24 protein-coding genes are annotated in these 25,063 nt (G+C 69.1%); 15 read left to right on the top strand and 9 right to left on the bottom strand.

Features of this window, described 5'->3' with window-relative positions; all coding sequences use genetic code 11:
• Positions 1–172 precede the first annotated feature (172 nt).
• A complete protein-coding gene (locus PV796_RS03010) occupies positions 173–1,573 on the bottom strand; it encodes a peptidoglycan-binding protein (RefSeq protein ID WP_274911242.1) in 1,401 nt (466 codons plus the stop codon).
• 517 nt (positions 1,574–2,090) lie between these two features.
• Positions 2,091–2,675, bottom strand: coding sequence for a TetR/AcrR family transcriptional regulator (locus PV796_RS03005; protein WP_274911241.1), 585 nt, complete (start codon positions 2,673–2,675; stop codon positions 2,091–2,093).
• An 84-nt stretch (positions 2,676–2,759) separates the two neighbouring features.
• Between PV796_RS03005 and PV796_RS03000 the strand changes: the two genes are divergently transcribed.
• Positions 2,760–3,515, top strand: coding sequence for a class I SAM-dependent methyltransferase (locus PV796_RS03000; RefSeq protein WP_274911240.1), 756 nt, complete (start codon positions 2,760–2,762; stop codon positions 3,513–3,515).
• Between the two features lie 163 nt (positions 3,516–3,678).
• On the opposite strand, the gene pip is transcribed toward PV796_RS03000, so the two are convergent.
• Positions 3,679–4,650: a prolyl aminopeptidase gene (pip, locus tag PV796_RS02995; RefSeq protein ID WP_274918834.1), complete on the bottom strand. Its 972-nt coding sequence runs from the start codon at positions 4,648–4,650 to the stop codon at positions 3,679–3,681.
• A 283-nt stretch (positions 4,651–4,933) separates the two neighbouring features.
• Here pip and PV796_RS02990 point away from each other — a divergent pair, with 283 nt between their 5' ends.
• Entirely contained in the window at positions 4,934–5,500 is a 567-nt protein-coding gene (locus PV796_RS02990) for a methyltransferase family protein (RefSeq protein WP_274911239.1), read from the top strand.
• A 96-nt stretch (positions 5,501–5,596) separates the two neighbouring features.
• Here the strand turns inward: PV796_RS02990 and PV796_RS02985 are convergent, their stop codons facing one another.
• The 3 genes from PV796_RS02985 to PV796_RS02975 form a co-directional block, all read right to left on the bottom strand.
• On the bottom strand, positions 5,597–6,415 hold the full coding sequence (locus tag PV796_RS02985) for an SAM-dependent methyltransferase (RefSeq protein WP_274911238.1): 819 nt from the start codon (positions 6,413–6,415) through the stop codon (positions 5,597–5,599).
• Between the two features lie 154 nt (positions 6,416–6,569).
• Entirely contained in the window at positions 6,570–6,968 is a 399-nt protein-coding gene (locus tag PV796_RS02980) for a GNAT family N-acetyltransferase (RefSeq protein WP_274911237.1), read from the bottom strand.
• A gap of 199 nt (positions 6,969–7,167) precedes the next feature.
• Positions 7,168–8,031 (bottom strand): LLM class flavin-dependent oxidoreductase, encoded by an 864-nt coding sequence (locus tag PV796_RS02975; protein WP_274911236.1) that lies wholly within the window; start codon positions 8,029–8,031, stop codon positions 7,168–7,170.
• A 501-nt stretch (positions 8,032–8,532) separates the two neighbouring features.
• Between PV796_RS02975 and PV796_RS02970 the strand changes: the two genes are divergently transcribed.
• Positions 8,533–8,901 (top strand): hypothetical protein, encoded by a 369-nt coding sequence (locus PV796_RS02970; protein WP_274911235.1) that lies wholly within the window; start codon positions 8,533–8,535, stop codon positions 8,899–8,901.
• Between the two features lie 375 nt (positions 8,902–9,276).
• Positions 9,277–9,747, top strand: a complete 471-nt coding sequence (locus tag PV796_RS02965; RefSeq protein ID WP_274911234.1) for an SRPBCC family protein — start codon at positions 9,277–9,279, stop codon at positions 9,745–9,747.
• Positions 9,748–9,825: 78 nt separating this feature from the next.
• On the opposite strand, the gene PV796_RS02960 is transcribed toward PV796_RS02965, so the two are convergent.
• Positions 9,826–11,181 carry an aspartate aminotransferase family protein gene (locus PV796_RS02960; protein WP_274911233.1) on the bottom strand — a complete coding sequence of 452 codons (1,356 nt, stop codon included), beginning with the start codon at positions 11,179–11,181 and terminating at the stop codon, positions 9,826–9,828.
• A 549-nt stretch (positions 11,182–11,730) separates the two neighbouring features.
• Between PV796_RS02960 and PV796_RS02955 the strand changes: the two genes are divergently transcribed.
• The 10 genes from PV796_RS02955 to PV796_RS02910 all read left to right on the top strand — a co-directional run bounded on the left by PV796_RS02955 (position 11,731) and on the right by PV796_RS02910 (position 21,810).
• The gene (locus tag PV796_RS02955) at positions 11,731–12,648 is read left to right on the top strand and encodes a class I SAM-dependent methyltransferase (RefSeq protein WP_274911232.1); all 918 of its coding nucleotides are present in this window, start codon (positions 11,731–11,733) and stop codon (positions 12,646–12,648) included.
• A gap of 103 nt (positions 12,649–12,751) precedes the next feature.
• On the top strand, positions 12,752–13,681 hold the full coding sequence (locus PV796_RS02950; protein ID WP_274911231.1) for an alpha/beta hydrolase: 930 nt from the start codon (positions 12,752–12,754) through the stop codon (positions 13,679–13,681).
• A gap of 22 nt (positions 13,682–13,703) precedes the next feature.
• Positions 13,704–14,489 carry a class I SAM-dependent methyltransferase gene (locus PV796_RS02945; protein WP_274911230.1) on the top strand — a complete coding sequence of 262 codons (786 nt, stop codon included), beginning with the start codon at positions 13,704–13,706 and terminating at the stop codon, positions 14,487–14,489.
• A 20-nt stretch (positions 14,490–14,509) separates the two neighbouring features.
• A complete protein-coding gene (locus tag PV796_RS02940) occupies positions 14,510–15,310 on the top strand; it encodes a class I SAM-dependent DNA methyltransferase (protein ID WP_274911229.1) in 801 nt (266 codons plus the stop codon).
• Between the two features lie 4 nt (positions 15,311–15,314).
• Positions 15,315–16,982: a carbamoyltransferase N-terminal domain-containing protein gene (locus tag PV796_RS02935; RefSeq protein ID WP_274911228.1), complete on the top strand. Its 1,668-nt coding sequence runs from the start codon at positions 15,315–15,317 to the stop codon at positions 16,980–16,982.
• Positions 16,979–17,548 carry a GNAT family N-acetyltransferase gene (locus tag PV796_RS02930; protein WP_274911227.1) on the top strand — a complete coding sequence of 190 codons (570 nt, stop codon included), beginning with the start codon at positions 16,979–16,981 and terminating at the stop codon, positions 17,546–17,548. Before PV796_RS02935 ends, PV796_RS02930 begins: the two co-directional genes overlap by 4 nt.
• Entirely contained in the window at positions 17,511–18,716 is a 1,206-nt protein-coding gene (locus tag PV796_RS02925; protein WP_274911226.1) for a hypothetical protein, read from the top strand. Before PV796_RS02930 ends, PV796_RS02925 begins: the two co-directional genes overlap by 38 nt.
• Positions 18,713–20,194 carry a pyridoxal phosphate-dependent decarboxylase family protein gene (locus PV796_RS02920; RefSeq protein ID WP_274911224.1) on the top strand — a complete coding sequence of 494 codons (1,482 nt, stop codon included), beginning with the start codon at positions 18,713–18,715 and terminating at the stop codon, positions 20,192–20,194. The genes PV796_RS02925 and PV796_RS02920 overlap by 4 nt, the downstream gene beginning before the upstream one ends.
• A gap of 215 nt (positions 20,195–20,409) precedes the next feature.
• Positions 20,410–21,204 carry an SDR family oxidoreductase gene (locus PV796_RS02915; RefSeq protein WP_274918833.1) on the top strand — a complete coding sequence of 265 codons (795 nt, stop codon included), beginning with the start codon at positions 20,410–20,412 and terminating at the stop codon, positions 21,202–21,204.
• 54 nt (positions 21,205–21,258) lie between these two features.
• The gene (locus tag PV796_RS02910) at positions 21,259–21,810 is read left to right on the top strand and encodes an IS5 family transposase (protein WP_274911223.1); all 552 of its coding nucleotides are present in this window, start codon (positions 21,259–21,261) and stop codon (positions 21,808–21,810) included.
• 21 nt (positions 21,811–21,831) lie between these two features.
• On the opposite strand, the gene PV796_RS02905 is transcribed toward PV796_RS02910, so the two are convergent.
• Positions 21,832–22,524 (bottom strand): alpha/beta fold hydrolase, encoded by a 693-nt coding sequence (locus PV796_RS02905; protein WP_274911222.1) that lies wholly within the window; start codon positions 22,522–22,524, stop codon positions 21,832–21,834.
• Positions 22,525–22,953: 429 nt separating this feature from the next.
• On the opposite strand from PV796_RS02905, the gene PV796_RS02900 reads away from it, so the two are divergent.
• Positions 22,954–24,018 carry a chitinase gene (locus PV796_RS02900; RefSeq protein WP_274911220.1) on the top strand — a complete coding sequence of 355 codons (1,065 nt, stop codon included), beginning with the start codon at positions 22,954–22,956 and terminating at the stop codon, positions 24,016–24,018.
• A 69-nt stretch (positions 24,019–24,087) separates the two neighbouring features.
• Here the strand turns inward: PV796_RS02900 and PV796_RS02895 are convergent, their stop codons facing one another.
• A complete protein-coding gene (locus PV796_RS02895) occupies positions 24,088–25,020 on the bottom strand; it encodes a D-alanyl-D-alanine carboxypeptidase family protein (protein WP_274911218.1) in 933 nt (310 codons plus the stop codon).
• Positions 25,021–25,063 lie beyond the last annotated feature (43 nt).

The following is a 25,063-nucleotide window of genomic DNA, read 5'->3' as shown; positions in this document are numbered from 1 at the left end:
TCACCTTGACCCGTCGGGTCGGGCCGTTGGGCGGGCCTCGTGAGTCCTTCCCCTGAGGGCCTTCCCCTATCCCCGCGTGCGGTTGTGCCCGGCATGCCTGCTGCGCACGTGCGCAGCAGGCATGCCGGGCACAGGGTTGCCGTCGCCGTTGGATCGGTGTCCGGCCGTGGGATCAGCGGCGTGCGGACTCCGTCGCGCGGCGGTCGTGGAGCTGCTGGTCGTAGAGGCTGTCGGGCATGACGTGCTTGCCGTTGGACTGCACCTGGCCGTCGCTGCCCTTCATGAGGGTGCCGGTGCACCCGATGGCCCAGTTGTGGGCGGTCGGGGGCTCTTGGACCATGTACTGCTGCGGGGCGCAGTTGTAGGCGGTGCTGTTGGCGTCGGACCAGCCGTGGCCGCTGCCCCGGCTGCCGTTGTTGACGAGGAGCAGCGAACCGTCGAGGGTGACGTCGTCGTAGAGGGTTCCGCTGCCCCAGCGTTCGTGGCCGCCGGCGTCGTAGGTCTTGTCCACCAGGGTCGCCTTGCAGCGGGAGAAGACGTTGGGGCCGGACTGGCGGCCGTAGGTGGAGAAGGCATGGATCTTGGCCGCGGTCACCGCACAGTCCTGGACGAGGTTCTGCTGGCCCTGGAGGAGGTATGCCTCCGAACGGGCCGAGGAGTCGGTGGTGTTGAAGTCCAGTGCCTGGGTGTGCAGGACGGAGATGCGGCGGCTCTGCGGGCCGAGGAAGGTCTGGCCGGTGCCCCCGAAGTGCTGCCAGACGACGTTGGTGATCCAGGAGTCCTGGACCGCGTTGAACTCCCAAGGTGCCGCGTTGTAGAAGGACTTCGCGTAGTCCGGGTCACCGCTCATCGCCTGGCCGTCGAGGGAGAGGTCCTCCATGCCGACGTGGTCGATGCGGGGGAAGGCGTACCGGTAAACGGTGGCTTGGGTGTACTGCTTCTCCAGTGCCGTCGTCAGCGGAACGTCGAAAGTCACCTTGCCGCCGTGGATCGCGGTGATCTTCCGCTCTGAGCGCAGGCTCCAGTTCGGTGACCAGGCACCGGTCATGCCCAGGGCGTCGATCCATGCCTGGGTGGTGGGGCGCTCGACGACGACCTCGTCGCCGACGTTCAACCCGGTGGTGTTGCCGAGGGTGAGGGTGGTGGAGCCGACAGGCACGTACTCGTCGGTGACGTTGTGCGCGGTTCCGACCGTGGCGTAGCGGGACTTCTCACCGAAGGTCACCAGCGTCCGTACCGACGGCCGGTCGGCCACCAGCACCGTGGAGCCGGTGCCTGCGCCGCGCAGGACCACCCCGCTTGCGGAGAGGTGCAGTTGCCCCGCGATGTGGTACCTGCCGGCCGCGAGCTGGACCGCACCCCGGATCCCGGTCCCGTCCTGTGGGAGGGCCGCGACCTTGTCGATCGCCGCCTGTACCGTTGCCGTCTCGTCCGCCTGGCCCGGTGCCGGGACCGTCACCTTCACGGGCGCCTTTGGCAGGGCCACCCCGCCGCCTCCGTAGCCCGCGGCGGAATAGTCAGGGATCCGGTTGCCCTGCGCGTCCTGGCCGTAGGCCAGACGTCCACCTTTCATGCTCAGCCAGTCGACGTGTGAGGACGCGACAGGGGAGGCGGCGGATCCGACCGATCCGTGCGAGGTCCCCTGGGTGCAGAGCTGCGTCGCGGTCAACGCTGCCGCGGCACAAACGGCGGCCGTGACCGCGTACGCCCTCCGGCGCTTCCGCATCCGACTTCCGACCGATATCACGGGCATCTTCCTCTTCTTCCGCGGGCCCCGCGGTGGCACGGTGCCGCCGCGAGCGGAGCCCGTCTGACGTCTTACTCACGCAATCAACCAGGGTGATGGTTGCCAAAAGGTGGACGGAATCCGGTGAGAACCTGTCCGGGGGATGGGGGCTGAACGCCCTGCCGGGCGTCGAGCGCCGCGTATCGGGTGTCGCGTATCGGGTGTCGCGCTTCGAGCTCGGCCCCGTTGCCATGACCCGTGGTCAGGCGTGTGCGCTGGCTGGCGGTTTCGTGCCCGGGTGTACCCCGTCCCGGTGCCTACCGGATCCCAGTGGCTTGGCTTCCGGTCAACCGCATCTCCGCGCCTACGGCGTGGTTGTTCCTTGGAGCACGGTATCGAGGATGAGGTCGATCTCCTGCGGGCCGGGTGGCTGACCGGTGAGCAGGTACGTCTGCAGTATCAGGGCGGGGCCGGTGCGGGCGGCCATTGGGTGCAGGGCGTCGGGGCCGAACTCGCCGCCCTGCACGCCCTCGTGCAGGATCGACTCGATGTGTTCGAGGCGTGGAGCGACGATCTGGTCGGCGAACAGGGCACGCAGTTCCGGCTCGCGCAACACGTCGACGATGAACTCGATGCCCGGCACGAGAGTCCTGCCCGCCAGGACGTCGCTGAAGGCGCTGAGGGCCTGGGCGAGGTTCTCCCGGGTCGAGCGCTCCGGGTCCGGTTCGGGGAGCGGGGGCAGGGCGTAGCGGAGGGTGTCCAGAACCAGGGGCTGTTTGCCTGGCCAACGCCGGTAGAGCGCGGCCTTGCCGGTGCCGGCGCGGGCGGCGATGCCCTCCATGCTGAGTCGGCCGTAGCCGTTCGCGGCCAGCTCGTCCAGCGTTGCGACGTAGATCGCGTGCTCCAGTTCCGCACCTCGGCGCCGTCCGGGGTTCGCGCTCTCTGCCATGGGCCAACAGTAGACGCTGGTGTTCCTTCCTGCCTACACTCTTCTTAAGGAACGACCCCGTCTACTAGAAGAGGTGAGGGTTGGATGGCCGATTCGCATGACGTGCGCGACCAGCAAGGCGGCCGGGAGCCGGTGTTGGACTTCGAGGCGGCGTACCAAGGGCGTGGGACCGCCTATGTGACGGACGCCTCTCGGTCGGACCTCATTCCGTGGCAACTGGACGCGCCCCAGCCGTTGATCATGGAACTGGAGGCGGCCGGCGAAATCACCGGCCCGGTGTTGGAATCCGGCTGCGGACTCGGGGACAACGCCCTGTTCCTGGCCGACCGCGGCTATGACGTGACCGCCTTCGACGCCGCACCCTCCGCAATCGAGCGCAGCCGGGCCAAGGCCAGCGCCGCCGGAAGCCCGGTGACCTTCACGGTCGCCGACGCGACGGAGTTGCACGGCATCGCGACCCCCGGCGGCTTCCGTACGGTCGTCGACAGCGCCATGTTGCACTGCCTGGACGCCGATCAGCGACGGGCGTATCTGGCCGGACTGCGCCGCGTGTGCGCGCCTGATGCGAGGCTTCATGTCCTCTGCTTCCGCGGCGAGTTGGCCGCCCGCCTGAAGATGCCGGCCAAGACGGACGAACGCAGCCTGCGCGAGGCTCTCCGCGATGACTGGACGATCCGGCGCATGGAGCCCCGCCGCTACACCACCGGCTTGACCTGGCAGGAATGGCAGAGCCTGATGCCCGCCGTATCGGAAGCCGCGGAGCCGGACGATGCCGTGTCTGTTGACCAACACGGCAAGGTTCTCCTGCCGTTCTGGCAGATCACGGCCGAGCTGACCTGATCGGCAGCGGCCGAACAGCGGGGATTCCCTCGGCATGCCCGCCGGCGTGCCTGAGGGATCCCCGATGCCGGCACGCGATCCACCAGGCACCGCTCCCCGGGGGGACGAGCGATTGGCGTCAAGCTTGAGGAATTTCCCTGGAGCTGGGGCTGGAGCCAGCAGATTACCGGTGCTTGAACTCCTCGATGCCCGCCCGACTCGTCCGCTGCATCGCCTCGCTTCCGGCGTGGCCGGAGTCCTCGATGATGTGGAGTCGCGCGTCCGGCCACGCCTTTGCCAACTCCCACACCGTCTGGACCGGGCACCCCATGTCGTGCCGGCCGTGGACCAGCACTCCCGGAATTCCAGCCAACTTATGGGCGTTGCGCAGGAGTTGGTCCTCCGTCAGCCAGGCTCCGTTGCTGAAGAAGTGCGCACAGATGCGTACGAACGCGATCCGTGCATCGACCTCTCGGTTGCTGTACATGTTGGGCACGCCGTTGGGCTCGTTCGAGATGACGGCGTCCTCCCAGGCGAGCCAGTCGGCGGCGGCCTTTTCCCGAATCGCCCGGTCCGGGTTCTCCATGAGCCGCGCGTAGGCTGCCAGCAGGTCACCGTCCCGCTCGTCCTCGGGGACGCCGTCACGGAACCGGTCCCACGCCTCGGGGTAGAAGCGTCCGGCGCCCCGGTAGAGCCAGTCGATCTCGTTGCGGCTCGCCGTCGTCACCGCCGCGAGGGAGATCTCGGTGACCCGCTCGGGATGCTGTTGCGCATAGGCCAGGATGAGCGTCGAGCCCCAGGAGCCGCCGGCCAGCAACCACCTTTCGATACCCAGGTGTTCGCGCAGTCGCTCCATGTCGTCGATCAGGTGCTGCGTGGTGTTCAGGGTCATGTCTACCGTCGGATCGCTGGCGTGCGGGGTGCTACGGCCGCAGTTGCGCTGGTCGAAACGGATGAGGCGGTAGCACTCGGGGTCCCAGACACGTACCGGCCGCTGTGGCGCACCGGCCCCCGGGCCGCCGTGGACACTCAGTGCGGGTTTGCCTTGGGGGTTGCCGAGCTGTTCGTAGTAGATGCGGTTGCCGTCTCCGGTGTCGAGAAAACCGTTGTCGTAGGGGTTGGTCGGAGGGTATAGCTCAACCGAGTTCTCCAGCATTTTCTCAACCACATTCCCGACCGTGTTTTTGACCATGGCCGTCGATCTTACGGAAGATCGTGGTTCGGGCGGGTGGAATTTTCTCAACCTGGTGTGCTGATCTGGGTGTTGAACCGGACGGAGTTACGGGCGTGGCCAGGGCGATGTGGCCCGTTTCTCCACCCGGGCTCCACCCATGAGTTGAGCCGCTCCACCTGGGTTCGGTGCGATGGTGAGATGGTGCGAATCCCTGGCGGGGTACGGAAGTTTGGAACGGTTGGGGGGTACTGCGATGCACCACGTGATGAACACCGCACTCATCATCACCATCTGGCTCTGGGCGGCGGCCGAAGTCCTGCTCCAAATACGGCAGCGCGTCCGCAGCGAACGAACCGAGCGAACGGAGTGGATCAGCCTTCTGGTCTTCGTGGTGCTGATCGGCGGTGGGGTCGTGTTGGCGGCGCCGATCCGGCACGCGTTGCCCGGTCTGTCGTACTCAACGCGCGCACTGGGTGTGGAGATGGCGGTGCTGCTCGTGGCCTGGGCCGCGTTGGGGTTCCGGTTGTGGGCCATCGTCACGCTGGGGCGTTTCTTCCGCGGCACCGTGCACATCCAGCAGGACCATCAGGTCGTCACCACGGGCCCGTACCGATGGGTGCGGCATCCCGCCTACACCGGGATCCTGATCGCCGGCATGGATCTCGCACTTCTGACGGACAACGTGGCGTCCGCGCTGGTGATCGCCGCATGTTGTCTGCTCGCACTGGGATACCGGATACGCGTCGAGGAACGGATGTTGCTCGACGCGCTGGGCGAGGAGTACGGGGCGTACGCCGCCCGGACCCGCAGGCTTGTGCCCGGTGTGTGGTGAGGCCGGCCATGCCACGTGGCTCATGGCCCGCGGACCGTGTGCCGTCGACGGGCGCTCGACGGACTGCGCACCTGCGCCCGGCGCGTCCTGCCTCGCTTACGGCTTGCGGGCCAGGCCCCCTACGATCAGCCGCTCCCAGACCGTCAGGTCGCGCTCTGCCGGTCCGATGCGGGTGACTCCCTCCGCCGTGTCCGGCCGCCACAGGGAGCTGGGGACGATCCCCGGTTGCAGGACTTCCAGGTCGCCGAAGAGGTCGCGGATCTCCTGGTCGGTGCGCCACCGGCCGCGGCCGAAGGTGGCCTGGAGCACCGCCTCGGCCTCGGCGGTCTCGGGGTTGCCGCCGCTGCGGAAGTGGGAGATGAAGAAGTAGCTGTCGGACGGGACCTGCCGCTGCCAGTAGTTGACGATGGAGCGGGGGTCCTCGTCGTCGTTGATGTGGTGCAGGATGGCGCTGTGGATCACCGCCACGGGCCGGTCGAAGTCGATCAGGTCGATGGTGTCCGGGTGTTCCCGGATGCTGTGTGGGTCGCGGACGTCGGCCTGGATGACGCGGGTGTGTTGGTTGTCCTCAAGCAGGGCGCGGCCGTGGGCCAGGACGATGGGGTCGTTGTCGATGTAGACCACGCGGGCGTCGGGGACGTGGCGCTGGGCGACCTGGTGGACGTTGTCCGCCGTCGGCAGCCCGCTGCCCATGTCGATGAACTGCTCGATGCCCGCCAACGCGAGCTCCCGCACGGCACGGACGAGGTTCTGCCGGTTGGCGTGCGCGATGGCCACCGAACCGGGCAGGTCGCGGGTGAACTTGTCTCCTATGACGCGGTCCACGTCGTAGTTGTCCTTGCCGCCCAGGAGATAGTCGTAGACCCGGGCGATGCTCGGCTTCGACTGGTCCACGCCGGAAAAGCCCTCGGTCATGACAACTACCTTCCTGCCAGCGGAGATTCTGGCGGACATCGTAGGGGAGAGGCAGTGTCTTGAGCGATTCGTGTGGATGCCGGGGTCTCTGTGGCTCTGCGAAGCTCAACGTTGTGGTGACCCTGCCGGCGCTGGGAGACGCCGGGAAATGCCTTCAACGCAGGGCGATGAGTCCCGCGTTGGTGGAAGTGAAGCCGCAGGCGGTGAAGTAGAAGGGGCGTAGGTGCTCCTCGAAGTCGACGTGGAGCCATGCGCAGTCCGCCGCGCGGGCGTTGCGGGCCGCGGTCGCCACGAGTTCGGTTCCGACACCGGCCTTGCGCAGGTCCCGGGCGACCATCGCGTCGAGGACGAAGGCATGGACGCCGCCGTCCCAGGCGACGTTGACGAATCCCACGAGCCTGTCGCCTTCTCGGGCGCAGACCCAACCGAGGCTGTGACGGTGTAGTTGTGTCTGCCAGTCGATCGGTGTCGGAGCGTGGCCGAAAGCCTCCCCGTGGAGCGCGTTGACGGCCTCGTTGTCGAAATCGCCGCGCCATGCGTACGTGAGTGCCATGGCCGCATCGTAGGTCCAGGAGGGGCTGCGCCAGCGAGTGTCCTCGTCCAGCACGTCCAGCACGTCCAACCTGTCCAACCTGTCCAACTCTCCGAGTAGGGATGGGACTTCGGGCTGGTATCGGCCCGATGCGGCCCGACTCGACTCGACACGGCTCGACTCGGCCCGGCGCGTGCCAACGGGGGTGGCGAACGACGATTCAGAGCGCAGGCGGCCCTGCCTCGATGCGGCGTAGCACTGGGGGGAGGCGGTCCAGGTCGGGGCCGGTCTGGATCTGGCGTTCGTCCCACCAGGTGGCGCCGGCCTCGTGTAGCGGACCGATCACATCCCTGGCCTTGGCCGCGTCCGAGGGGGTGGCGCCGCCGATCACGAACTCGAAGGGGCGCTCGGCCGTGGCCGGGCGGCACTTGCGCACGTAGTCGACCAGTTCACGTACCTCCGCCACGTCGGGCACGTGCCCGTGTCGGGCCGTCTCGAACAGTGGCACCGCGCCGTCCCACCGTGCCGCACGCCGCATGGGCGCGCGATGCGGCCAGAATCCGCCAATCCACACGGGGGGATGGGGCTGCTGCGCGGTCGCAGGCAGCAGCGTCACGTCATGGACCTCGTAGTGCCGACCGCGGTGGTTCACCGGATCGCCGGTCCAGAAGCTCCGCAGTAGGTCCAGTCCCTCGTCCAACCGCTCGGCGAGGAGGCGCGGTGCGGCGGTGTCGCCGAAGCTGCGGTATTCGTCGTCGATGGGACCGCCCAGGCCGGCGGCGAAGGTCGCCCGGCCGTGGCTGAGTTGGTCCAACGTAGCTACCTGACGGGCGAGTTGCTGCGGATGGTAGCGGGGGACGGGCGTCAGCAGTGTGCCGAGCCGGATACGGGAGGTCGCCAGCGCGGCTGCGGTCAGCAGCATCCAGGGATCTCCGAAAGGGCGACCTTGGTGCTGCCGGTGCAGTACGTGGTCCCAGACGAAGAGCCCGTCCCAGCCGGCTTGTTCGGCGGCGGCCGCAACGGTCGCGACGTTGCGGGGGTCGGCGAAGTCGCCGAAGTTGGGGATGTTGATGGAGAAGTGCATGCCAGCAAGGATGCGCAAATGGCCGGGCAAGGGCAATGGGGCGCGACCGCCCTCGACTTGAGGGTGGTTGAACGGGAATGACGTGACCACAACCCCACCAACGGCGCGTTCGTCCACGGGCGCCTCAGGACTTTGGGGCGGGAGCGAGATGCCGAGCCTGGCGCAGAGTGGCCCGGCGTCAGGCTGGTCGCGCGCTCCGAAGGCCGCGAATTCGTCGCCGCGGTCAGGGAGTTGGGCTGGTCTCGACGTCGAGGCGGCGTTGCGTAGGCCGAGGGTGGAGTGGGTGAAGTGTGGGGGTGGGGTCCGTACTGTCGCGGTTGTCGCGGTGCATAGGGCATTACATCGGGCATGCCGGGAACGCCAGAAGTCTCGCCAGAAGGACAGACTTGCGGCAGTAATGTCTGATTCCGCACTGGGGGAGGCGGGGCCGTTCCACGATGCTGAGGAGCCAGCCGGCCGAGCGATCGACGCTCGGTCGGCGCCACCAGGGAGGGGACTTTCATGCGAACCATGCTTCGACGCGCCGCTGCCCTCGCGGCCGGCACCGCCGCGGCGGCCGTGCTCACGATCGGTGCAGCCAGTGCCGCACCCGCCAGTTCCTGGGCCGGATGCCCGGACGGCGCGGTCTGCGTCTACCCGCAGGGTGAGGACCCGGCTGTCGCGCCGAGCCTGACCTTCTGGAGTTACGGCGCGCACAACCTCAACAACCAGTACGGGTACCACTGGGTCCTCAACAACCAGTACGGCGGCGCCCACGCCAAGCTGTGCACGGGCTACAACGGCACCGGCAACTGCTACAGCGACATGGCACCGCAGAACGGCTGGTGGGCCGACCTCACCCCGGTCAACTCGATCGTGCTGTACCAGTGAGTCACCCCTCTTCCCGGGCCTGCGTGGGCCCGGGAAGAGGCATGAATGGGTGCTCGTGAGAGCGGGCCGTCGAGGCGAGTGCACTGGGCGCTACCTGGCTGACGAGCCGGCACCGGAACCCCGTGCGTTCGGCGTCGTACGACTCATGGACGACAGCATGCGGGTACGAGAGGCAACGGCAGAGGACGCGGCAGTTGGTAAGGGGTTTGGCCCACGGGGGAGTTGGGGGTGCGGTGGCGTACGTCACAGTCGTCCGGGGTGGTGTCACGGTTGTGGGGGCTGCGGCGTCTGGTTGGCGAACACGGGCGGCATGCCGGTGCTCTGGGCGCGGTGGTTGTTCCGCGCCGGCTGGCCAGTAGGAGGGACGGGAACGGCATGGATACCTTGACCGTGCGACGGGTTGTCGCAGCGCCGATCGCAGAGGTGTTCAGTTGGTGCGCCACGACGACCAACTACGCCCGCACACCGTTCGTCCTCAAGGCGCGGTTGGCGCGGCCGGGCCAGGGTGCGCCCTATGGGGTGGGCGCGGTGCGGGTGCACACGTGGTTGATCGGTTGGTTCCGCGAGCGGATCACCGTCTACCACCCGCCGTACGACTTCGACTACGTCGTCGAACGCAGCTTTCCGCCGGCCCGGCACGAGCTGGGCCGGATGACCTTCACCGAAGTGCCCGGCGGCACTCTCGTCGTCTGGACCACCGCCTTTGAGGTCCCTCTTCCCGTCGTCGGCGCCGCGCTGACCCGCGTCCTGGCCAAGCCGGTCGTCGCCCATGTCTTCGGCAAGATCCTCGATGCCGCGGACGCCGCACTCACGTCACCTGGAGCGAAAGGCGCCAACAACGGGTAGATATTGGTGTGTTGAGCCTCGTCCGCTGCCTACCGCACACCACCTACCGCACACCGGAACTGCAAGGCGCCGATGTGCTCACAAGGCGGCGCAGGCGTCGCCGATCGCCTGGTCCAGGATGTTCAGGCCGAGCGACAGCTCCTCCTCGGTGGCGGTCAGTGGCGGTGCGATCCGGAAGACCCCGCCCATGCCGGGCAGTTGGACGATGTTCATGTGCAGACCGAGTTCGAGGCAGCGCTGAGTGACTTGTGCACCCAGTTCGTCCCAGCTCTGCTTCGTCTCCCGGTCCACGACGAGTTCGATGCCGGCCAGCAGGCCCCGGCCGCGGATGTCGCCGACGACGGTGTGTCGGTCGGCGATGTCGGTCAGACCCTGGCGGAGGAACGCGCCGAGCGACCGCGCCCGTTCGTCGAGCTCGTCGTCGATCAGAACGTCGAGGACGGCGTTGCCGACCGCCGCCACCAGCGGGTCGGCGACGTGCGTGGTGAAGAACAGGAACCCGCGGTCATGCGCCGCCTGTTCGATCTCGGCGCTGGTGATCACGGCCGCCAGGGGAAGTCCGGCGCCGAGCGTCTTGGACACCGTGAGGAGGTCGGGGACGACGCCGTCACGCTCGAACGCGTACCAGGTGCCGGTGCGGCACAGGCCGGTCTGGGCCTCGTCGAAGATCAGCAGCATGCCGCGTTGCCGGCACTTCTCCTTCAGTGCCGCGAAGTACCCCTCCGGCGGCTCGATGATCCCGCCCGAGCTGAGGATCGGTTCGACCAGGCACGCGGCCAGGCTGCCGGTCGACTGCGCGTCTATCAGGTCGAAGGCGAAGTCCAGTTGGCGGCGCCAGTCCAGGGTGCCGTCGGGTGTGGTGAAGTCGGGGCGGTACGCGTTCGGCACCGGGATGGCGAAGTTGCCCGGCGCGGTCGGGCCGTAGCCCTTGCGGCCCGTGCTGTAGGTGGCGGACGCGGCGGCCTGCGTCATGCCGTGCCAGGACCGCGCGAACGAGACGATCTCGTGTCGGCCGGTGACCAACTTGGCCATCCGGAGGGCGGCCTCATTGGACTCGGCGCCGGTCGTCAGCAGCAACGCCTTGTCCAACGGGGCCGGCAGCGTGGCGGTCAGTCGGCGGGCGAGGTCGACCACCGGTCGGCTGAGCATGCCGCTGTAGAGGTGGTCGAGGGTGGCGATCTGGCGTTGCACGGTCTCGACGATCTTCGGGTGCGAGTGGCCCAGGATCGCGCTCATCTGGCCGGAGGTGAAGTCGAGGATCCTCCGGCCGTCCGCGGTGTAGAGGAAACTCCCGGCGGCGCGGTCGATGATCTCGCGGGTGAACGGGCTGCCATAGCGCACCAGATGACGGTCGGCGTCCGCCCAGAAAGCCTCAGCGGACGCGGTTGCGGTTGAGGTTGCGTTCGGGGCGGGGGCGGGAGTCGAAGTAGCCATGCTGCCGACGGTAAGCCGCGCCGGAGCGATACGCCACGCCCGTCTCGCGCATCGTGTTGCGCCTCGGGCGAGGTCGGTCGGCGATGAACCGGCAGGCATGCGGTGTCCTGCCATCCCGGTGTCCCGCTCATGGCGTGGTGCACGAAGCCGGGTGGCGTTCGTTGGGCGTTGAGAAGCGACTTCGGCCAGTTCTGCGGATTCTCTCGTCTGCGGCCGCAACGACTTCACGCCACGTCGGGCCGATGCCGGAAGGGCGTGAGGCCCCGTCAACTAGCCGTCCGGACACGGATGTTGCGGAGATGGTTGAGGACTCCACGTTCTTCGGTGTGGCCACAAAAAGCCCCGTGCGGGCGCGCAAAAGAAGCCAATGGGTCTCGGGACTGCATGGCGCCCCGAGGGACGGGAGAAGCATGCTGTTGCCCCTCGGGCCCGCCGAATGTGACATCGGAATTTCAGGGAAGGGACGGCATGGCCGCCAGCGCAACGCGTCGCCTTTATGAGACTTTTCCATTCCCCTCGCCAGGGGTTGAGAGGCCGCTGATCGATGTCGTGGGGAGCGAGCTTCCACTGGTCATCGAGGGTGGCCTGGCCGACGGTTGGTCGGTGCTCGATGCGGGGTGTGGCACCGGGCACACCCTGATCGGGCTGGCGCGCGCATATCCCAACGTGCGCTTTGTGGGGCTCGAACCGTGCGACGCCTCACGCGAAATCGCGCAACGGCTGGCCCGGCGGCATGGGGTCGGTAATGTGGAATTCATCGACGGCGCGATATCGGGCCCCGCGCTGGCTGACCGTTTTGAATTCATCTATAGCTACGGCGTCGTCCATCACCTTCCGGACCCCCGGGCCGGGCTCCAGTGGCTCGGCGACCACCTGGCCGACGACGGGTTGCTGCACGTATGGCTGTACAACGCCATCGGCGAGGCGCAACGCATGCGCGACCGCGAACTGGTCCGTCTGATGGGCGCCCACGAGGACGCCACGGGACTGGACGTCGTCAGGGCGCTGGGGCTCTCCCTCTCGCTCGACGCCTACGGCATGCCCGGTGCCTGGGCCGGCACCGCGCTGGACCAGGCCGAGCAGGACGTCTTCGACGCGGACGCCTACCTCAATCCCGTGGTGCACACCCTGCGGTTCGGTGATCTGCCGCGACTGTTGGACGGAGCGGCCGACTGGGTGGCCGCCGATCGCATTTACGGGCCGCACGGCGCTCCCTACCTGGACCTGGCCGGCGCGGGTGGATTCCCGGCACAGGGGCCCGAACTGCTGCGCCCCGAGGGCCTCTTCGGTGCCTCCGAGCTGCGGGCCCGGATCGGTGAGCTCGACAACCTAGACCGGCTGCGAGCGGTGGAACTGCTCCAACAGCCCACCGGATTCCGTGCGTTAGCCGGTCGGGGCGACGCCCTGGACCGGTGCACCCGGCGCATCGCCGGCAACCTCCTGACCCGCGCATCCCACCTGGACTAATCCTCAACTCGCCATTCCAGCAGAGCAGTTACGGGCGATCCGGCCGACTCAACGGCGAGGCCGAGGGCGTCCGTGCCGTTCACGAGGAAAGGGCCCGCTCCCCGTGCTCGACCCCCGCATCAAAGAACGCTTCCTCGACGTGCTCAACGCGACTGAGGTTCCGCAGCCGATGACCCCCGATACCCTGCGTACCGCGGTCGAGGGCATGGTCGCCTTCTGCGCCCCGCCGCCCGCCGTCGCCCGGGTGACCGACGGTACGGCCGTGCACGGCACGAGTGAGGTGCCGTACCGGCTCTACCATCCGCGGCCAGGCACCCGACTCCCGCTCGTCGTGTACTTCCACGGTGGCGGTTGGACGGCCGGCAGCATCGCCTACATGGATCCGCCGCTGCGGGCCCTGGCGGTGGAGGCCGGGGTGGCGGTGCTCAACGTCGACTACCGGCTCTCGCCCGAACACCCCTTCCCGGCAGGGCTGGACGACGCCCGGGCCGTCACCGCCTGGGCCCACGAGAACGCCGCCGTGCTCGGGTGCGACCCCGCCCGGTTGGCGGTCGCCGGGGACAGCGCGGGAGGGGCCCTCGCCGCCGCCGTCGCCCTGGAAGCCCGCGGTTCGGTGGCGTCCCCCGCCCACCAACTCCTGATCAATCCGGCGCTGGACCCGCGGCGGAACGCCCCGTCGTACCGGGAGTTCGCCACCGGTTACCAGAACACCGCGGCGATGATGGAGGCGTGCTGGCGCACGTACCTGGGCCGGCCCGAAGGCCCGTTGGACGACGCGCCGTGGCGGGCCGCCCCGGCCCTCGCCCCGGACCTCGCCGGGCTGCCGCCGGCCACCGTCCTCACCGTCGAGTACGACCCGCTGCGCGACGAGGGCGAGGCATACGCGGCGCGGATGGCCGCCGCCGGCGTGCCGACCACCCTCGTGCGGTGTCCGGGACTCGTCCACTGCGCACTCCACCTGGACGGCGTGGCCCCCCGCGCCGCCGCCCTACGGCAGCACGCGGTACGGGCGTTGACCGCCGCGTTCGCCTGACCCACACAGCAAAGGACCCCGCATGGCAACCGATGCGCATGCCCCGATGTACCGGGCCATCGCCGAAATCTACGACCGACTGGACGACTGGATCATCGCGAACTGGCACGAGAAGCCGGTCCCCGAACGGGTCGCGTTCCTCCGCGAGCAGTGGGCGCGGCGCGACGGCGACGTGCGGGACGTGGTGGACCTGTGCTGCGGCACCGGCAGCGTGCTGCACGACCTCGCCCGGGCCGGCTACGCGGTCACCGGGCTCGACCAGTCCCCGCAGATGCTCGCCCTCGCCCGACAGCGCCTCGGCAAGCACATCCCGCTCATCCAGGCGCAGTTGCCCGATCTCCCGCTGCCCGAGGCGTCCGTCGACGCGGTGAGTTCCACCGGTTCGGGGTTGAGCTACACCGCCGGCGAGGAGGAGCTGACCGAGGTCTTCCGGGCCGTGCACCGCGTCCTGCGCCCCGGCGGCGTCTTCGTCTTCGACGTGCTGTCCCGCCACATGGTCACCGAACACGCGGGGCATCGCGTATGGGCCGCGGACCAGGGCGACTTCGCCTTCATCTGGGAGTTCACCAACTCCGACGAGCGCTACAGCGACGCCTTCTACACCCAGTTCCTGCGCCGTGGTGAGGGTGCGGGTGCCACCTACGCGCGAACGAGCGAGAAGCACCGCCTGTACGTCCTGGACCACCCGCTGGTGCGGCGCAGCGCCGAGCGGGCCGGCTTCGCCCGCGCCGAGGTGTTCGACAACTACACCAACGCCCCCGCCCACGCGACCACGCTCTACGACACCTGGGCCCTCACCCGCAACTGACGGAAGGACAGACACCGCACATGATGCAGGGACAGCCACACCAGGACGCCGGCACGCCCGAGCCCTACGCGGCGACCGCCGACGTGTACGACCGGCTCGTCGACTACGCGATAGCCCAGTGGGGAGAGTCGCCCCGGACGCGGATGGCGGACTTCATCGAACGCCTCTGGGCCGCCCGCGGACAGCGCGTGCACCGGGTGCTGGAACTGTGCTGCGGCACCGGGCTGATGACCGAACAACTGGTGGGCCGCGGCTACGAGGTCATCGCCCTGGACCGCTCCGAGACCATGCTGGCGCTGGCGAAGAACCGGGTCGGTCGGGCCGCCGACTTCCGGCGGTTGGAACTGCCCGCACGGCTGCCGACCGCCGCGGACGCCGTGGTGTGCACCGCGGCCGCCCTCAACTACCAGCCCGACGCACGGTCGTTGGGCGAGACCCTGCGCTCCGTCGCCGAGATACTGCCGCTAGGCGCGACGTTCGTCTTCGACATCGAGACCGCCGCACTGCTCAAGGGGCACTGGGGCAACCGCAAGTGGGCCGCCGATCAGGATGACCTGGCCTTCATCTGGAACTTCACCAGCGAACCCGACACCCCCTACTGCGATCTGCACTACACCCAGTTCACCCGCCACGGCGCGGCGGACACCTACGCCGGCACCCGCGAGGTGCACCGGTTGTACGCGTTCGACCACGACACCGTCCGCGCCCAGGCACGCGCCGCAGGCTTCGCCCGGGCAGAGGTGTTCGACAACTACACCGAGCGCCCCACCACCGACGCCACCCACTACGAGACCTGGGTCCTGACCCGGGGCGAAGGCTAGGGACATGCTGATCTGCGGACTGAAACTCACCCACGACGGCGGACTGGCCCTCGTCGAGGACGGCAGGCTCCGCTTCTCCGTGGAGATGGAGAAGCTGGACAACAGTCGGCGATTCCAACCGCTGGACCGACTGGAGCGGGCCGAGGACGTCCTCGCCAGGGAAGGGGTCGCCCTCGGCGACATCGACCGGTTCGTGGTGGACGGCTGGTTCGCCCCGCAGGGCCAGGACCAGCGGAATCCGCTGCTGCACGTCTCCCACCAGGGGCGCCCCGTGGTACTGCCGGTGGCCGCCTACCAGGACCTGCCCGGCGCCGAGGTACTGGCCCGGCGCGACTTCATCGGGCTCCCGCTCGGCTCCGCCAGGCACGCCTACAGCGGCTACCACCACAGCACCCAACACCTGATGGGTTCCTACACCACCAGCCCCTTCGCCCGGCGCGGACAGGACGCACTGGTCCTGGTGTGGGACGGCGGCATGACTCCCGTCCTGTACCGGGTGGAACCCCAACCCCTCCGCGTCACGCGCCTGGGGGAGCTGTTCCCCTTGTACGGCAGCATCTTCGCGGACTTCTGCGCCGCCCTCCCACCGTTCCGCGGCTCCCACCAACCCGCCGCCCAAGACCCGCAGTTGATGCCCCGTAACCTCGACGTGGCCGGTAAGGCCATGGCGTACGCCGCCCTCGGCACGGACGACCCGGGCTTCGACACCGTCCTCACCGAGCAACTCGACGCCATGGAACTGTCGTTCACGATGGGGGACGACCTCGCCCACGCGCTCAAGCACGGCGACGCATCCCCCTGGCCCGACGCCACGGACGCGGACCTCATCGCCACCTTCCAGGGCTATGTGGGCCGTCGACTGCACGCCGCCCTCGGCGCCGCCGTGCGCGGCCGTGACCTGCCGCCCCGCCTGTGCCTGGCCGGCGGCTGCGCACTGAACATCAAGTGGAACAACCTGCTGCGCTCCTCCGGCCTGTTCGAGGAGGTGTGGGTGCCACCGTTCCCCAACGACTCCGGGGCCGCCCTCGGAGCCGCCGCCACCGAATGGGCGCGGACCAGCGGCCGAGCCGTCCTCGACTGGTCGGTCTACCAGGGCCCCCGCCTACGGCCGGCGCTGGACGACCCGCCGGGATGGACCTCAACCGCCTGCGACGTCAACGGACTTGCCCGCGAACTCCATGACACCGGCGCGCCCGTCGTCGTGCTCACCGGCCGGGCCGAGCTGGGCCCGCGCGCCCTGGGGCACCGCAGCATCTTCGCCCCGGCCACCGACGCCGGCATGAAGGAACACCTCAACCGCATCAAGGACCGTGAGGAGTACCGGCCGGTCGCCCCGGTATGCCTGGAACACCGGGCGCCGGAACTGTTCGCCCCGGGCACGCCCGACCCCCACATGCTCTTCGACCACGACACCCGGGTCGGCTGGGAGGCCAAGGTCCCCGCCGTCGTACACCTCGACGGCACCGCGCGCCTCCAGACCGTCAACGATCGCCAATCGCCCTTCGTGCACGAGCTGTTGACCGCCTACGAGAAGCTCTCGGGCATCCCGCTGCTCTGCAACACCAGCGCCAACCACAAGGGCCGCGGCTTCTTCCCCGACGTGGCCTCGGCCGCGGCGTGGGGGCGCGTACCCGCCATCTGGTCCGAGGGCCGTCTGTACCGCCGCACATGACCGCCTTCCGGACCGCCACGGCCCGCGACCTCCCCGAGGTCGCCGCCATCCTCGCCGAGGCGTTCGCCGCCGATCCGCCGACCCAGTGGGTCTTCCCGGACGGAACGGCAGCCCTCACCCGCTTCTTCTCGGGCGTCGCCGGCCGCGTCCACGCGGCCGGCGGGATCGTCGAACTGTCCCCGGGCACCGCCGCGATGCTCGCCCTGCCTCCGAACGCCCAACTCTCCGACGACCCCGCCCGCGGCCGGGAGGGCGAGATGCGCAACCGACTGGACGAACACCATCCGCACGCCCCCCACTACTACCTGCTGTTCTACGGCGTGCGCAGCGCCCACCAGGACTCCGGCCTGGGCGGACGGATGCTCTCCCGCCTCACCGCGCTGGCTGACCGCGACCGCGTCGGCACCTACGCCGAGGCCAGTACCTGGCGCGGCGCACGCTTGATGCTCCGTCACGGATTCCGCAACACCCGGACGCTGCACCTTCCCGACGGCCCACCCATGTTCCCCGTATGGAGAAACCCCATCGATGACGACCCCGACCGACCACGCGGAACGGGCAGTTGACGCCTGGCTCCAGCGCATCCGCAAGGGCCCACCCGGACCGTTCCCGCACCGCCCGGTCACCCGCGTCATACGGGCTCACGGCACCACGGCGCTGCCCGGCGGACTTCAGTCGCGGCTCCTCGACGCCTGGGACTGGGCCCGCAGCCGCCCCCTCGAACCAGGCACCTTGGAATGGGCCACCACGGCCTGGCTGACCTGCCTGACCAGCTCCCTGCGCAAGGCACCCTCCTACGGCGCCTACACCATGACCGCCCTGTTCGGCCAGTGGTCCCGCCTGGGCGACTTTCCCCAACGCGCCGCCCAACTGTCCGCACTGCTCACCGCGGACCTGGTCCGGCACGAACTGCGACGGGCCGCCCGCGAGGAACGCCTCGGCGAACGCCGCTTCCGCTCCACCGCGGCCACCCACCTCGCGCGCCACCTGGACGCACACCACGGCTGGGCGGACGCCGACACCAGGCCCCGGCACACCGGCATCGCACAGGCCATGCACCGCTGCAACCGACTGCTGTCCGCGGGCGGCGCCGGACTCCCGGAACCGCTGGAGCTGCTGGTGGAGTCGTCCCTGCCGGTGGCGACGGCACAGCCGGACGAGCCCCTGTTCCTGCGCAGCGTGCAGATCATGGAACTCCTCGCCGAACAGGCCGCGTTCCACACCGCCCAGGCCCACCAACAGGCCCTGGTCCCCACCCCCGACACCGCTGCCCTGACCGCGTCGCTGCACGCCACCGCCGCCAACCTCGCCCGCGCCCAGCACGTCTTCCGCCTGGTCGCCATCATCGACCCCGCCCAGTTCGCCGCGATCCGCGCGGCCACCACAGGCACCGGTGCCCTCCAGTCACCCGGCTTCGCGCGCCTGGAGCGACGCTGCCGCGGCGAGGCCGCCCTCCGCCCCGAACCCCTGGCCGCGGTCGACCTGGAGACGGCCCCGCCCCACACCCCCTCGCTTTCCACCGCGCTCGCCCGCGCCACCGACCGCCTGGAGACGCACGACCGGGCCGCGGCCGAGGACGTACGCCTGGCCGTCGACGCGGTCAACGGCCAGTGGGCGCGGTGGAAACGTACCCACCTCGGCGTCGCGAAGAAGACCATCGGCGATGTGCCCGGCACCGGCGGCACCGACGGCATCCGCTACCTGGCCCGCCACCTGAAGGAGCCGCTGCTGTGAAGCCCACCGACGCGCAGTCCCCCCACACCACCCACACCCCTCACATGGACCATGACACCTTCCGCGCCCTGGGCCACCAGACCATCGACTGGATCGCCGACTACTGGCAACACCTGGAGGACCTACCGGTCGCTCCACCCGTCGAACCGGGCAGCATCCGGGCCCAACTACCGGCGACCCCGCCCGAGCACGGCGAGGGCTTCCCGGCACTCCTCGCCGACCTCGAACGGATCGTGCTCCCGGGCCTGATGCACTGGCAACACCCCCGATTCTTCGGCTACTTCCCCGCCAACGCCTCCGGCCCCGCCGTCCTGGCCGAACTGCTCTCCGCCGGTCTGGGCGTCCAAGGCATGAACTGGAGCACCAGCCCCGCCTGCACCGAGGTCGAACAGCAGATGCTGGACTGGTTCGTGCACCTGCTCGGACTGCCCGACGGCTTCCGCGGCAAGGGCGTCATCCAGGACACCGCCTCCAGCGCCGTACTGGTCGCGCTGCTCACCGCCCTGCACCGCGCCAGTGCGGGCCGCACCCGCGAGAACGGCACCAGCGAACGCCGCTACCGCGTCTACTTGACCCGCCAGACACACTCCGCGGCCGCCAAGGCAGCCGTCATCGCCGGACTGGGACTGCGCGCCGTCTGCGAGGTGGCCACCGACGCCAACGGCGCCATGGACCACGCCGACCTGGAATCCCGCATCCGGTCCGACCTGGCCGCCGGTCTCACCCCGCTCATGGTGGTCGCCACCCGTGGCACCACCTCCCACCTCTCCTTCGACCCCCTGGAGGACATCGGCCCGATCTGCCGCGGCTACGGGGTCTGGCTCCACGTCGACGCCGCCTACGCCGGCGTGGCCGCGGTCTGCGACGAGCTGCGCTGGGTCAACGACGGTGTGCATTACGCCGATTCGTACTGCACCAACCCGCACAAGTGGCTGCTGACCAACTTCGATTGCGACCTGCTGTGGGTGACCGACCCCGAAGCCCTCGTCGGCGCCCTGAGCGTGCTCCCCGAATACCTGCGCAACGCCGCCTCGGAATCGGGCCGGGTGACCGACTACCGGCACTGGCAGATCCCCCTGGGCCGTCGCTTCCGCGCGCTGAAACTCTGGTCCGTGGTCCGCTGGTACGGAGCCGAAGGACTGCGCACCCACATCCGCACCGGCGTCCGCCACGCCCAACTCTTCGCCGAACTGCTCGGCGCCGACGACCGCTTCACCCTGCTCGCCCCACCCACCCTGGGCCTGGTGACCTTCCGCCTCAACGGCTCCGAAGCCGACAACCGCAACCTCCTCCAGACCATCAACGCCAACGGCACCACCTTCCTCACCCACTCCGAACACAACGGCGTCATCTTCCTCCGCCTCGCCACCGGAGGCACCCGCACCCAAGACCACCACATACACGAGGCGTGGCACGCCGTCCGCGGTGCGGCCCCACCACACATCGCCGCAGAAGCGGCCAAGGCAGAGGTGAGGTGATGGTGAGCCGATGACGAGTTGAGACGACCGACCGTTGGGGGAGGTGCGACCGCATGCTGAGCTCGGAATCGCCTACGGCGGTTGCGCACGCGGTCCGTCGGGAGACCCTGATCCGCTTGCTTGGAGTGCACTCCAAGGCCATAGCGTTGAGACAGCTGAACCGAACACCCAACGCGTCGACGCATCATCCCGCACGACCAACTGGAAAGCGGCAAGTGGTAGACAACCAATTCTCAACGCATGCAGAACTTTTCGATCTGCGCGGAAAGCGCGCGCTCGTCACCGGTGGTACCCGAGGCATCGGAATGATGATCGCGCGTGGCCTTCTCCAGGCGGGCGTCCGCGTGGTCATCAGCTCACGCAACGCAGAAGCGTGCGCTCAGGCGCAGGAACAGCTGTCCAAATTCGGTGAGGTGCGGGCCATCTCCGCCGACCTGTCCCGCCACGACGAGTGTCGGCGACTGTCCGACCTCGTCACCGCCGACTCGGAGCATCTCGACATCCTCGTCAACAACGCGGGCGCCATGTGGGACGAGCCGCTGGCGACGTTCCCAGACGCGGCCTGGGACACGGTCGTCGACCTCAACTTGAAGTCGCCGTTCTGGCTGGTCCAGGCGCTGCTGCCCGCACTTCGCAGGGCGGGCACCGCCGACGATCCCGCGCGGATCATCAACATCGGCAGCATCGCCGCCATCCACATCCCCCAGCGGCCCAACTACTCGTACTCCAGCAGCAAGGCCGCACTGCATCAACTCACCAGAGTGCTCGCCAGGGAACTAGGACCGCAGCACGTCACCGTGAACGCCGTGGCGCCGGGACCGTTCCCGTCGACGATGATGGCGGCAACCCTCGATGAGTTCGGCGAGGCGATCGCGGCGTCGGCCCCACTGCGCCGGATCGGCCGCGACGACGACATGGCGGGTGTCGCCGTGTTCCTCGCCAGCCGGGCAGGCGCATACCTAACAGGCGCCGTGATCCCCGTCGACGGCGGCATCGCCACAACCGCGTAGGTCGACCAGGGTCTGTTTGCGAAAGTTGATCTTTATCGTTGAGGATCGCGTCCTGTGGGACGTGGGGATCTGACGAGCGGCCAGTGGGCCCGACTTGAGCCGCTGTTGCCACGGGGCATCAAGTCGGGCCGTCCGCCGGTATGGACGCGGCGGCAGCTGATAGACGGCATACGGTGGCGGACCCGGACGGGTGCTCCCTGGCGTGACGTGCCGGAACGCTACGGGCCGTGGGACCGGGTCTATGACCTGTTTCGGCGCTGGCAGCGCGATTGCACTTGGGCCCGGATCGTCACTCAGCTGCAGGCCGAGGCGGATGCCAAGGGCCTGATCACCTGGGACGTGAACATCGACTCCACGGTCTGCCGGGCCCACCAACACGCGGCTGGGGCGGCGAAAAGGGGGATCTCCAGATGGAACCGCCCGGCGGGCTCATCGCGAGGCGGACGGCCGCCCAAGTTCGACAAGGACGACTACAAGCAGCGGCACGCGGTCGAGTGCGGGATCAACCGCCTCAAGCGCCACCAGGCTGTAGCCACGAGGTATGACAAGCTCGCGGTCCGCCACGAGACGACCGTGCTGGTCGCAGTCCTCAACGAGTGGCTGTGACCAGCACTTTCACGACGGACCCTAACGGCGAGGCGTCTTCGCGGGCAACATCCGGGTGATGGCGGTGGCTACTGCCTCGTGGTGGGTGAGGGGGGAGAGGTGGCTGGTGGGGAGTTCGGTGCGGGTGGCTTGGGTACGGGTGGCGAACCATTGTTGGAGGCCAGGGTCGAGCATGCGGTCGTCGGTCGAGAGGACGTAGCCGCAGGGGAGGGCGTGCCAGGCGGCCGGGGGTGCCGGGGTCGCCAGGCAGGTTCCGTGGGTGGGCTTCTGGACGGCGGCGAGGGTTCGGGCTACGCGGGGCGGCAGGTCGTGCGCGAGTGCGTTGCCGAACTGCTCGGGGTTGAGGGTTGACCAGCCGTCCGGGTCGAAGTGGATGGCCGTGCGGCCGGGCATCTTGGCGCCCTTGTCGCTGAGCATGGGGATGGTCTCGCCCTCGTCGGGCGCGTAGCCGGCCACGAAGACCAGCGAGCTGATCCGGGGATCGTCGTACGCCGCGCCGGAGATGACGGTGCCGCCGTAGGAGTGGCCGACCAGCGTGACCGGGCCGGTCAGCGCATCGATGTGCCTGCGGGTCCAGGCGATGTCGTCCGCGAGCGAGGTCATCGGCAGTTGGACGGCCAGCACGTGATGTCCCCGGTCGTGCAGGTCGCCGACGACCTCCCGCCAGATCGAGCCGTCGCTCCACGCTCCGTGGACCAGCAGCACGTTGCCCATGCGCGTTTCCTTCCTTCGTTCGGCGTGATCGCCTTGGCGGGACGCTCTCGGCGCAGCGGTGGACCGCCGAGTTCCGTTGGGTTCTGGTGAGTTCCGCCGGGTTCCGGTGGGTTCCTCGGCATGAGATCAGGGCGCGGTGCCGTCGCCTAGGCAGCGGGTGCGGCTCGCAGGTTCTCGACATCCGGCGGGTGTTGGCGACGGAATTCGACGGGGACATCGCACCGTGTGGGTTGGGAGATCGTGTGCGGTGGGATGCCTGATGGGCCGGCAGGCTGGATGGCAAGGCGGGCTTCAGGAGCGGCCCAAGAAGGTTCAAAGACAGGGCGGTTGGGGACCGCTGGGCTCTTGACGGCGGCCTTGGTCTAGTCCAACTGTTGTCGGTGAACGGTCATGCTCTTCCCCCTCCCCCCACGGAAGGACCGGACGCTGATGAGGAAGTCGACCCGCATTGCCCTGGCCGCGGCCGCCGCCGGAGCCTTGTGCGCGGTAGGAATCACCGCCGCCAGCGCGAGCACCGCGCACCCGCAGCCGCTCCGACCGGTGACCCGCCTCGACGCGGCGGGGCAGTTCGCCCCGTACGTGGACATGAGCAACTCCGGCGTAGGCAAGCTCGACGCGGCCATCACGGATCACGGCGTGAAGACCTACACCGCCGCGTTCACCATCGGCACCGGTTGCAACAATGTCTGGGGTGACACGCTCCCCGTCGGTAGCGATCCGAACGTCGACCCCGTGATCGCCAAGGCCAAGAGCGAGGGTGCCAGCGTCATCATCTCCTCCGGGGGAGCGGGCGGTGAGCCGCTGGCGTTCACCTGCACCGACCAGGGGAAGATCGACGAGGGCTACCAGCAGGAGATCACCGCCTACGGCGCCAACTCCCTGGATTTCGACATCGAGGGTGCGGCCGTCGCGGACACCGCGGGCGTGGCCCGGCAGATGACCGCCATCAAGGACCTGAAGGCGAAGAACTCCGGGCTGACCGTCTCGGTGACGCTGCCGGTGTTGCCCGACGGGCTGACCGGCGACGGCGTCAACGTGCTGAAGGCCGCCAACGCGGCCGGCGTGAAGCTGGACAACGTCAACGTCATGACGATGGATTACGGGCAGGGCACCGGCGCAGACATGGGCGCGGCCGCGATCAGTGCGGGCAAGGCCACCCTGGCGCAGATGCAGTCCGTGGACCCCAGCTACACCTACGCCAACCTCGGCATCACGCCGATGATCGGTGTGAACGACGACGGCTCCACCTTCAGCCTGGACAACGCCGCATCGGTGGCGAGTTGGGCGGCGAGCAACGGGGTCGGGCGGATGTCCTACTGGTCCGTGAGCCGCGACCAGGCATGTACCGCGGCCGCCAAGGCACCGGATGCCGCGGCTCCGTCGGCCAAGGCGGGCATGGCGGCCGCGCGGAGCATGAAGCCGGCGTCCTCGCCGGTGTGCAGCGGTGTCTCGCAGTCGCCGTACGCGTTCACGGACACCCTCGGCAAGGGCTGAGGCGCAGGCTGACTTGGAGCGTGCGGCCGCCGTGGTGGTGGCCGCACGCCCTGCGGCGTCGTGGCCGGATCAGTCGCGCTGAGCGTTCGCCGGGAGGGCGCGCGGCTTCGTGCCCTTCGCGGAGCTCGAACCGAATCCGTAGTCCAGCAGCTTCGTCGCGTCGGCGTAGCGGTCGGTGCTGTTCAGCACGGTGCCGACGAGGGTCTTGCCGCCGCGAGTGGCCGCGAAGACCAGGCAGTCGCCGGCCGGGGTGGTGGTACCGGTCTTGATGCCGATGGCGCCGTCGTAGGAGTCGAGGAGGCGGTTGGTGTTGGTCCAGGTGTAGTAGCGGGTGCGGCCGTTGGCAGCGGGCGCTTCGCCCTTGTACTGCTTGGTCTTGACCACGGTGCGGAAGATGTCGTTCTTCATCGCGTGCTGGGCCAACTCGGCCAGCTCGGTGGGGGTGCTGGAGTCGGAGCCGCCTCCGTCGAAGGAGGTGAACTTCGTGTGGGGCAGGTGGAGTTCACCGGCCTTCGTGTTCATCTTCGCGATGAACGATGTGGTGCGCTCGGCGCTGGTGGCGCCGGTGCCGAAGGCGTCGGCGAGCGCGTAGGCGGCGTCGGCGCCCGAGGGGAGGAGGGTCGCGTACAGCAGTTGACGCACCGTCATCTTGTCACCGGTCTGCAGGTCCGCGGTGCTGGAGCCGTGCTCGGTGACGTAGTCCCGGTACTCCTGCTTCACGGGGACCTGGCGGTCGAGGTCGGCGCCCGCGGTGTCGAGCACCAGGGATGCGGCCATGATCTTCGCCGTGCTGGCTATCGGGCGGACCGCGTCCGCGTCCTTGCCGAAGAGCGTGTCGCCGCTGGTGTCGTCCACCAACGTCGCGCCCTTGGCGGCGAGGGCCGGCTGCGGTTCGGGCTGGGCGGGCGCGGGTGTCGCGGCCTGAGCGGTGAGGGGGGAGAGGGCGAGCAGGGTGCCACCCGCGAGGGCGACCGCGCGCTTGGTGAGAGTTCCGACAGTCAACGAAAACGCTCCATATCTGTACTGCTTCTGCCGGAATAGTATG

Source organism: Streptomyces sp. WZ-12 (genome assembly GCF_028898845.1).
Taxonomy (GTDB): Bacteria; Actinomycetota; Actinomycetes; order Streptomycetales; family Streptomycetaceae; genus Streptomyces.
Note: the sequence above shows the minus strand (reverse complement) of the source record. Positions and strands in the feature narration are given on the sequence as shown.

Excerpts from the sequence above, each read along its gene's own strand:
- PV796_RS03010 (WP_274911242.1), bottom strand. The coding sequence starts at position 1,573 with ATGAAAGGTGGACGTCTGGCCTACGGCCAGGACGCGCAGGGCAACCGG.
- PV796_RS03005 (WP_274911241.1), bottom strand. The coding sequence starts at position 2,675 with ATGGCAGAGAGCGCGAACCCCGGACGGCGCCGAGGTGCGGAACTGGAG.
- PV796_RS03000 (WP_274911240.1), top strand. The coding sequence starts at position 2,760 with ATGGCCGATTCGCATGACGTGCGCGACCAGCAAGGCGGCCGGGAGCCG.
- pip (WP_274918834.1), bottom strand. The coding sequence starts at position 4,650 with ATGCTGGAGAACTCGGTTGAGCTATACCCTCCGACCAACCCCTACGAC.
- PV796_RS02990 (WP_274911239.1), top strand. The coding sequence starts at position 4,934 with ATGAACACCGCACTCATCATCACCATCTGGCTCTGGGCGGCGGCCGAA.
- PV796_RS02985 (WP_274911238.1), bottom strand. The coding sequence starts at position 6,415 with ATGACCGAGGGCTTTTCCGGCGTGGACCAGTCGAAGCCGAGCATCGCC.
- PV796_RS02980 (WP_274911237.1), bottom strand. The coding sequence starts at position 6,968 with ATGGCACTCACGTACGCATGGCGCGGCGATTTCGACAACGAGGCCGTC.
- PV796_RS02975 (WP_274911236.1), bottom strand. The coding sequence starts at position 8,031 with ATGCACTTCTCCATCAACATCCCCAACTTCGGCGACTTCGCCGACCCC.
- PV796_RS02970 (WP_274911235.1), top strand. The coding sequence starts at position 8,533 with ATGCGAACCATGCTTCGACGCGCCGCTGCCCTCGCGGCCGGCACCGCC.
- PV796_RS02965 (WP_274911234.1), top strand. The coding sequence starts at position 9,277 with ATGGATACCTTGACCGTGCGACGGGTTGTCGCAGCGCCGATCGCAGAG.
- PV796_RS02960 (WP_274911233.1), bottom strand. The coding sequence starts at position 11,181 with ATGGCTACTTCGACTCCCGCCCCCGCCCCGAACGCAACCTCAACCGCA.
- PV796_RS02945 (WP_274911230.1), top strand. The coding sequence starts at position 13,704 with ATGGCAACCGATGCGCATGCCCCGATGTACCGGGCCATCGCCGAAATC.
- PV796_RS02940 (WP_274911229.1), top strand. The coding sequence starts at position 14,510 with ATGATGCAGGGACAGCCACACCAGGACGCCGGCACGCCCGAGCCCTAC.
- PV796_RS02935 (WP_274911228.1), top strand. The coding sequence starts at position 15,315 with ATGCTGATCTGCGGACTGAAACTCACCCACGACGGCGGACTGGCCCTC.
- PV796_RS02930 (WP_274911227.1), top strand. The coding sequence starts at position 16,979 with ATGACCGCCTTCCGGACCGCCACGGCCCGCGACCTCCCCGAGGTCGCC.
- PV796_RS02925 (WP_274911226.1), top strand. The coding sequence starts at position 17,511 with ATGACGACCCCGACCGACCACGCGGAACGGGCAGTTGACGCCTGGCTC.
- PV796_RS02905 (WP_274911222.1), bottom strand. The coding sequence starts at position 22,524 with ATGGGCAACGTGCTGCTGGTCCACGGAGCGTGGAGCGACGGCTCGATC.
- PV796_RS02900 (WP_274911220.1), top strand. The coding sequence starts at position 22,954 with ATGAGGAAGTCGACCCGCATTGCCCTGGCCGCGGCCGCCGCCGGAGCC.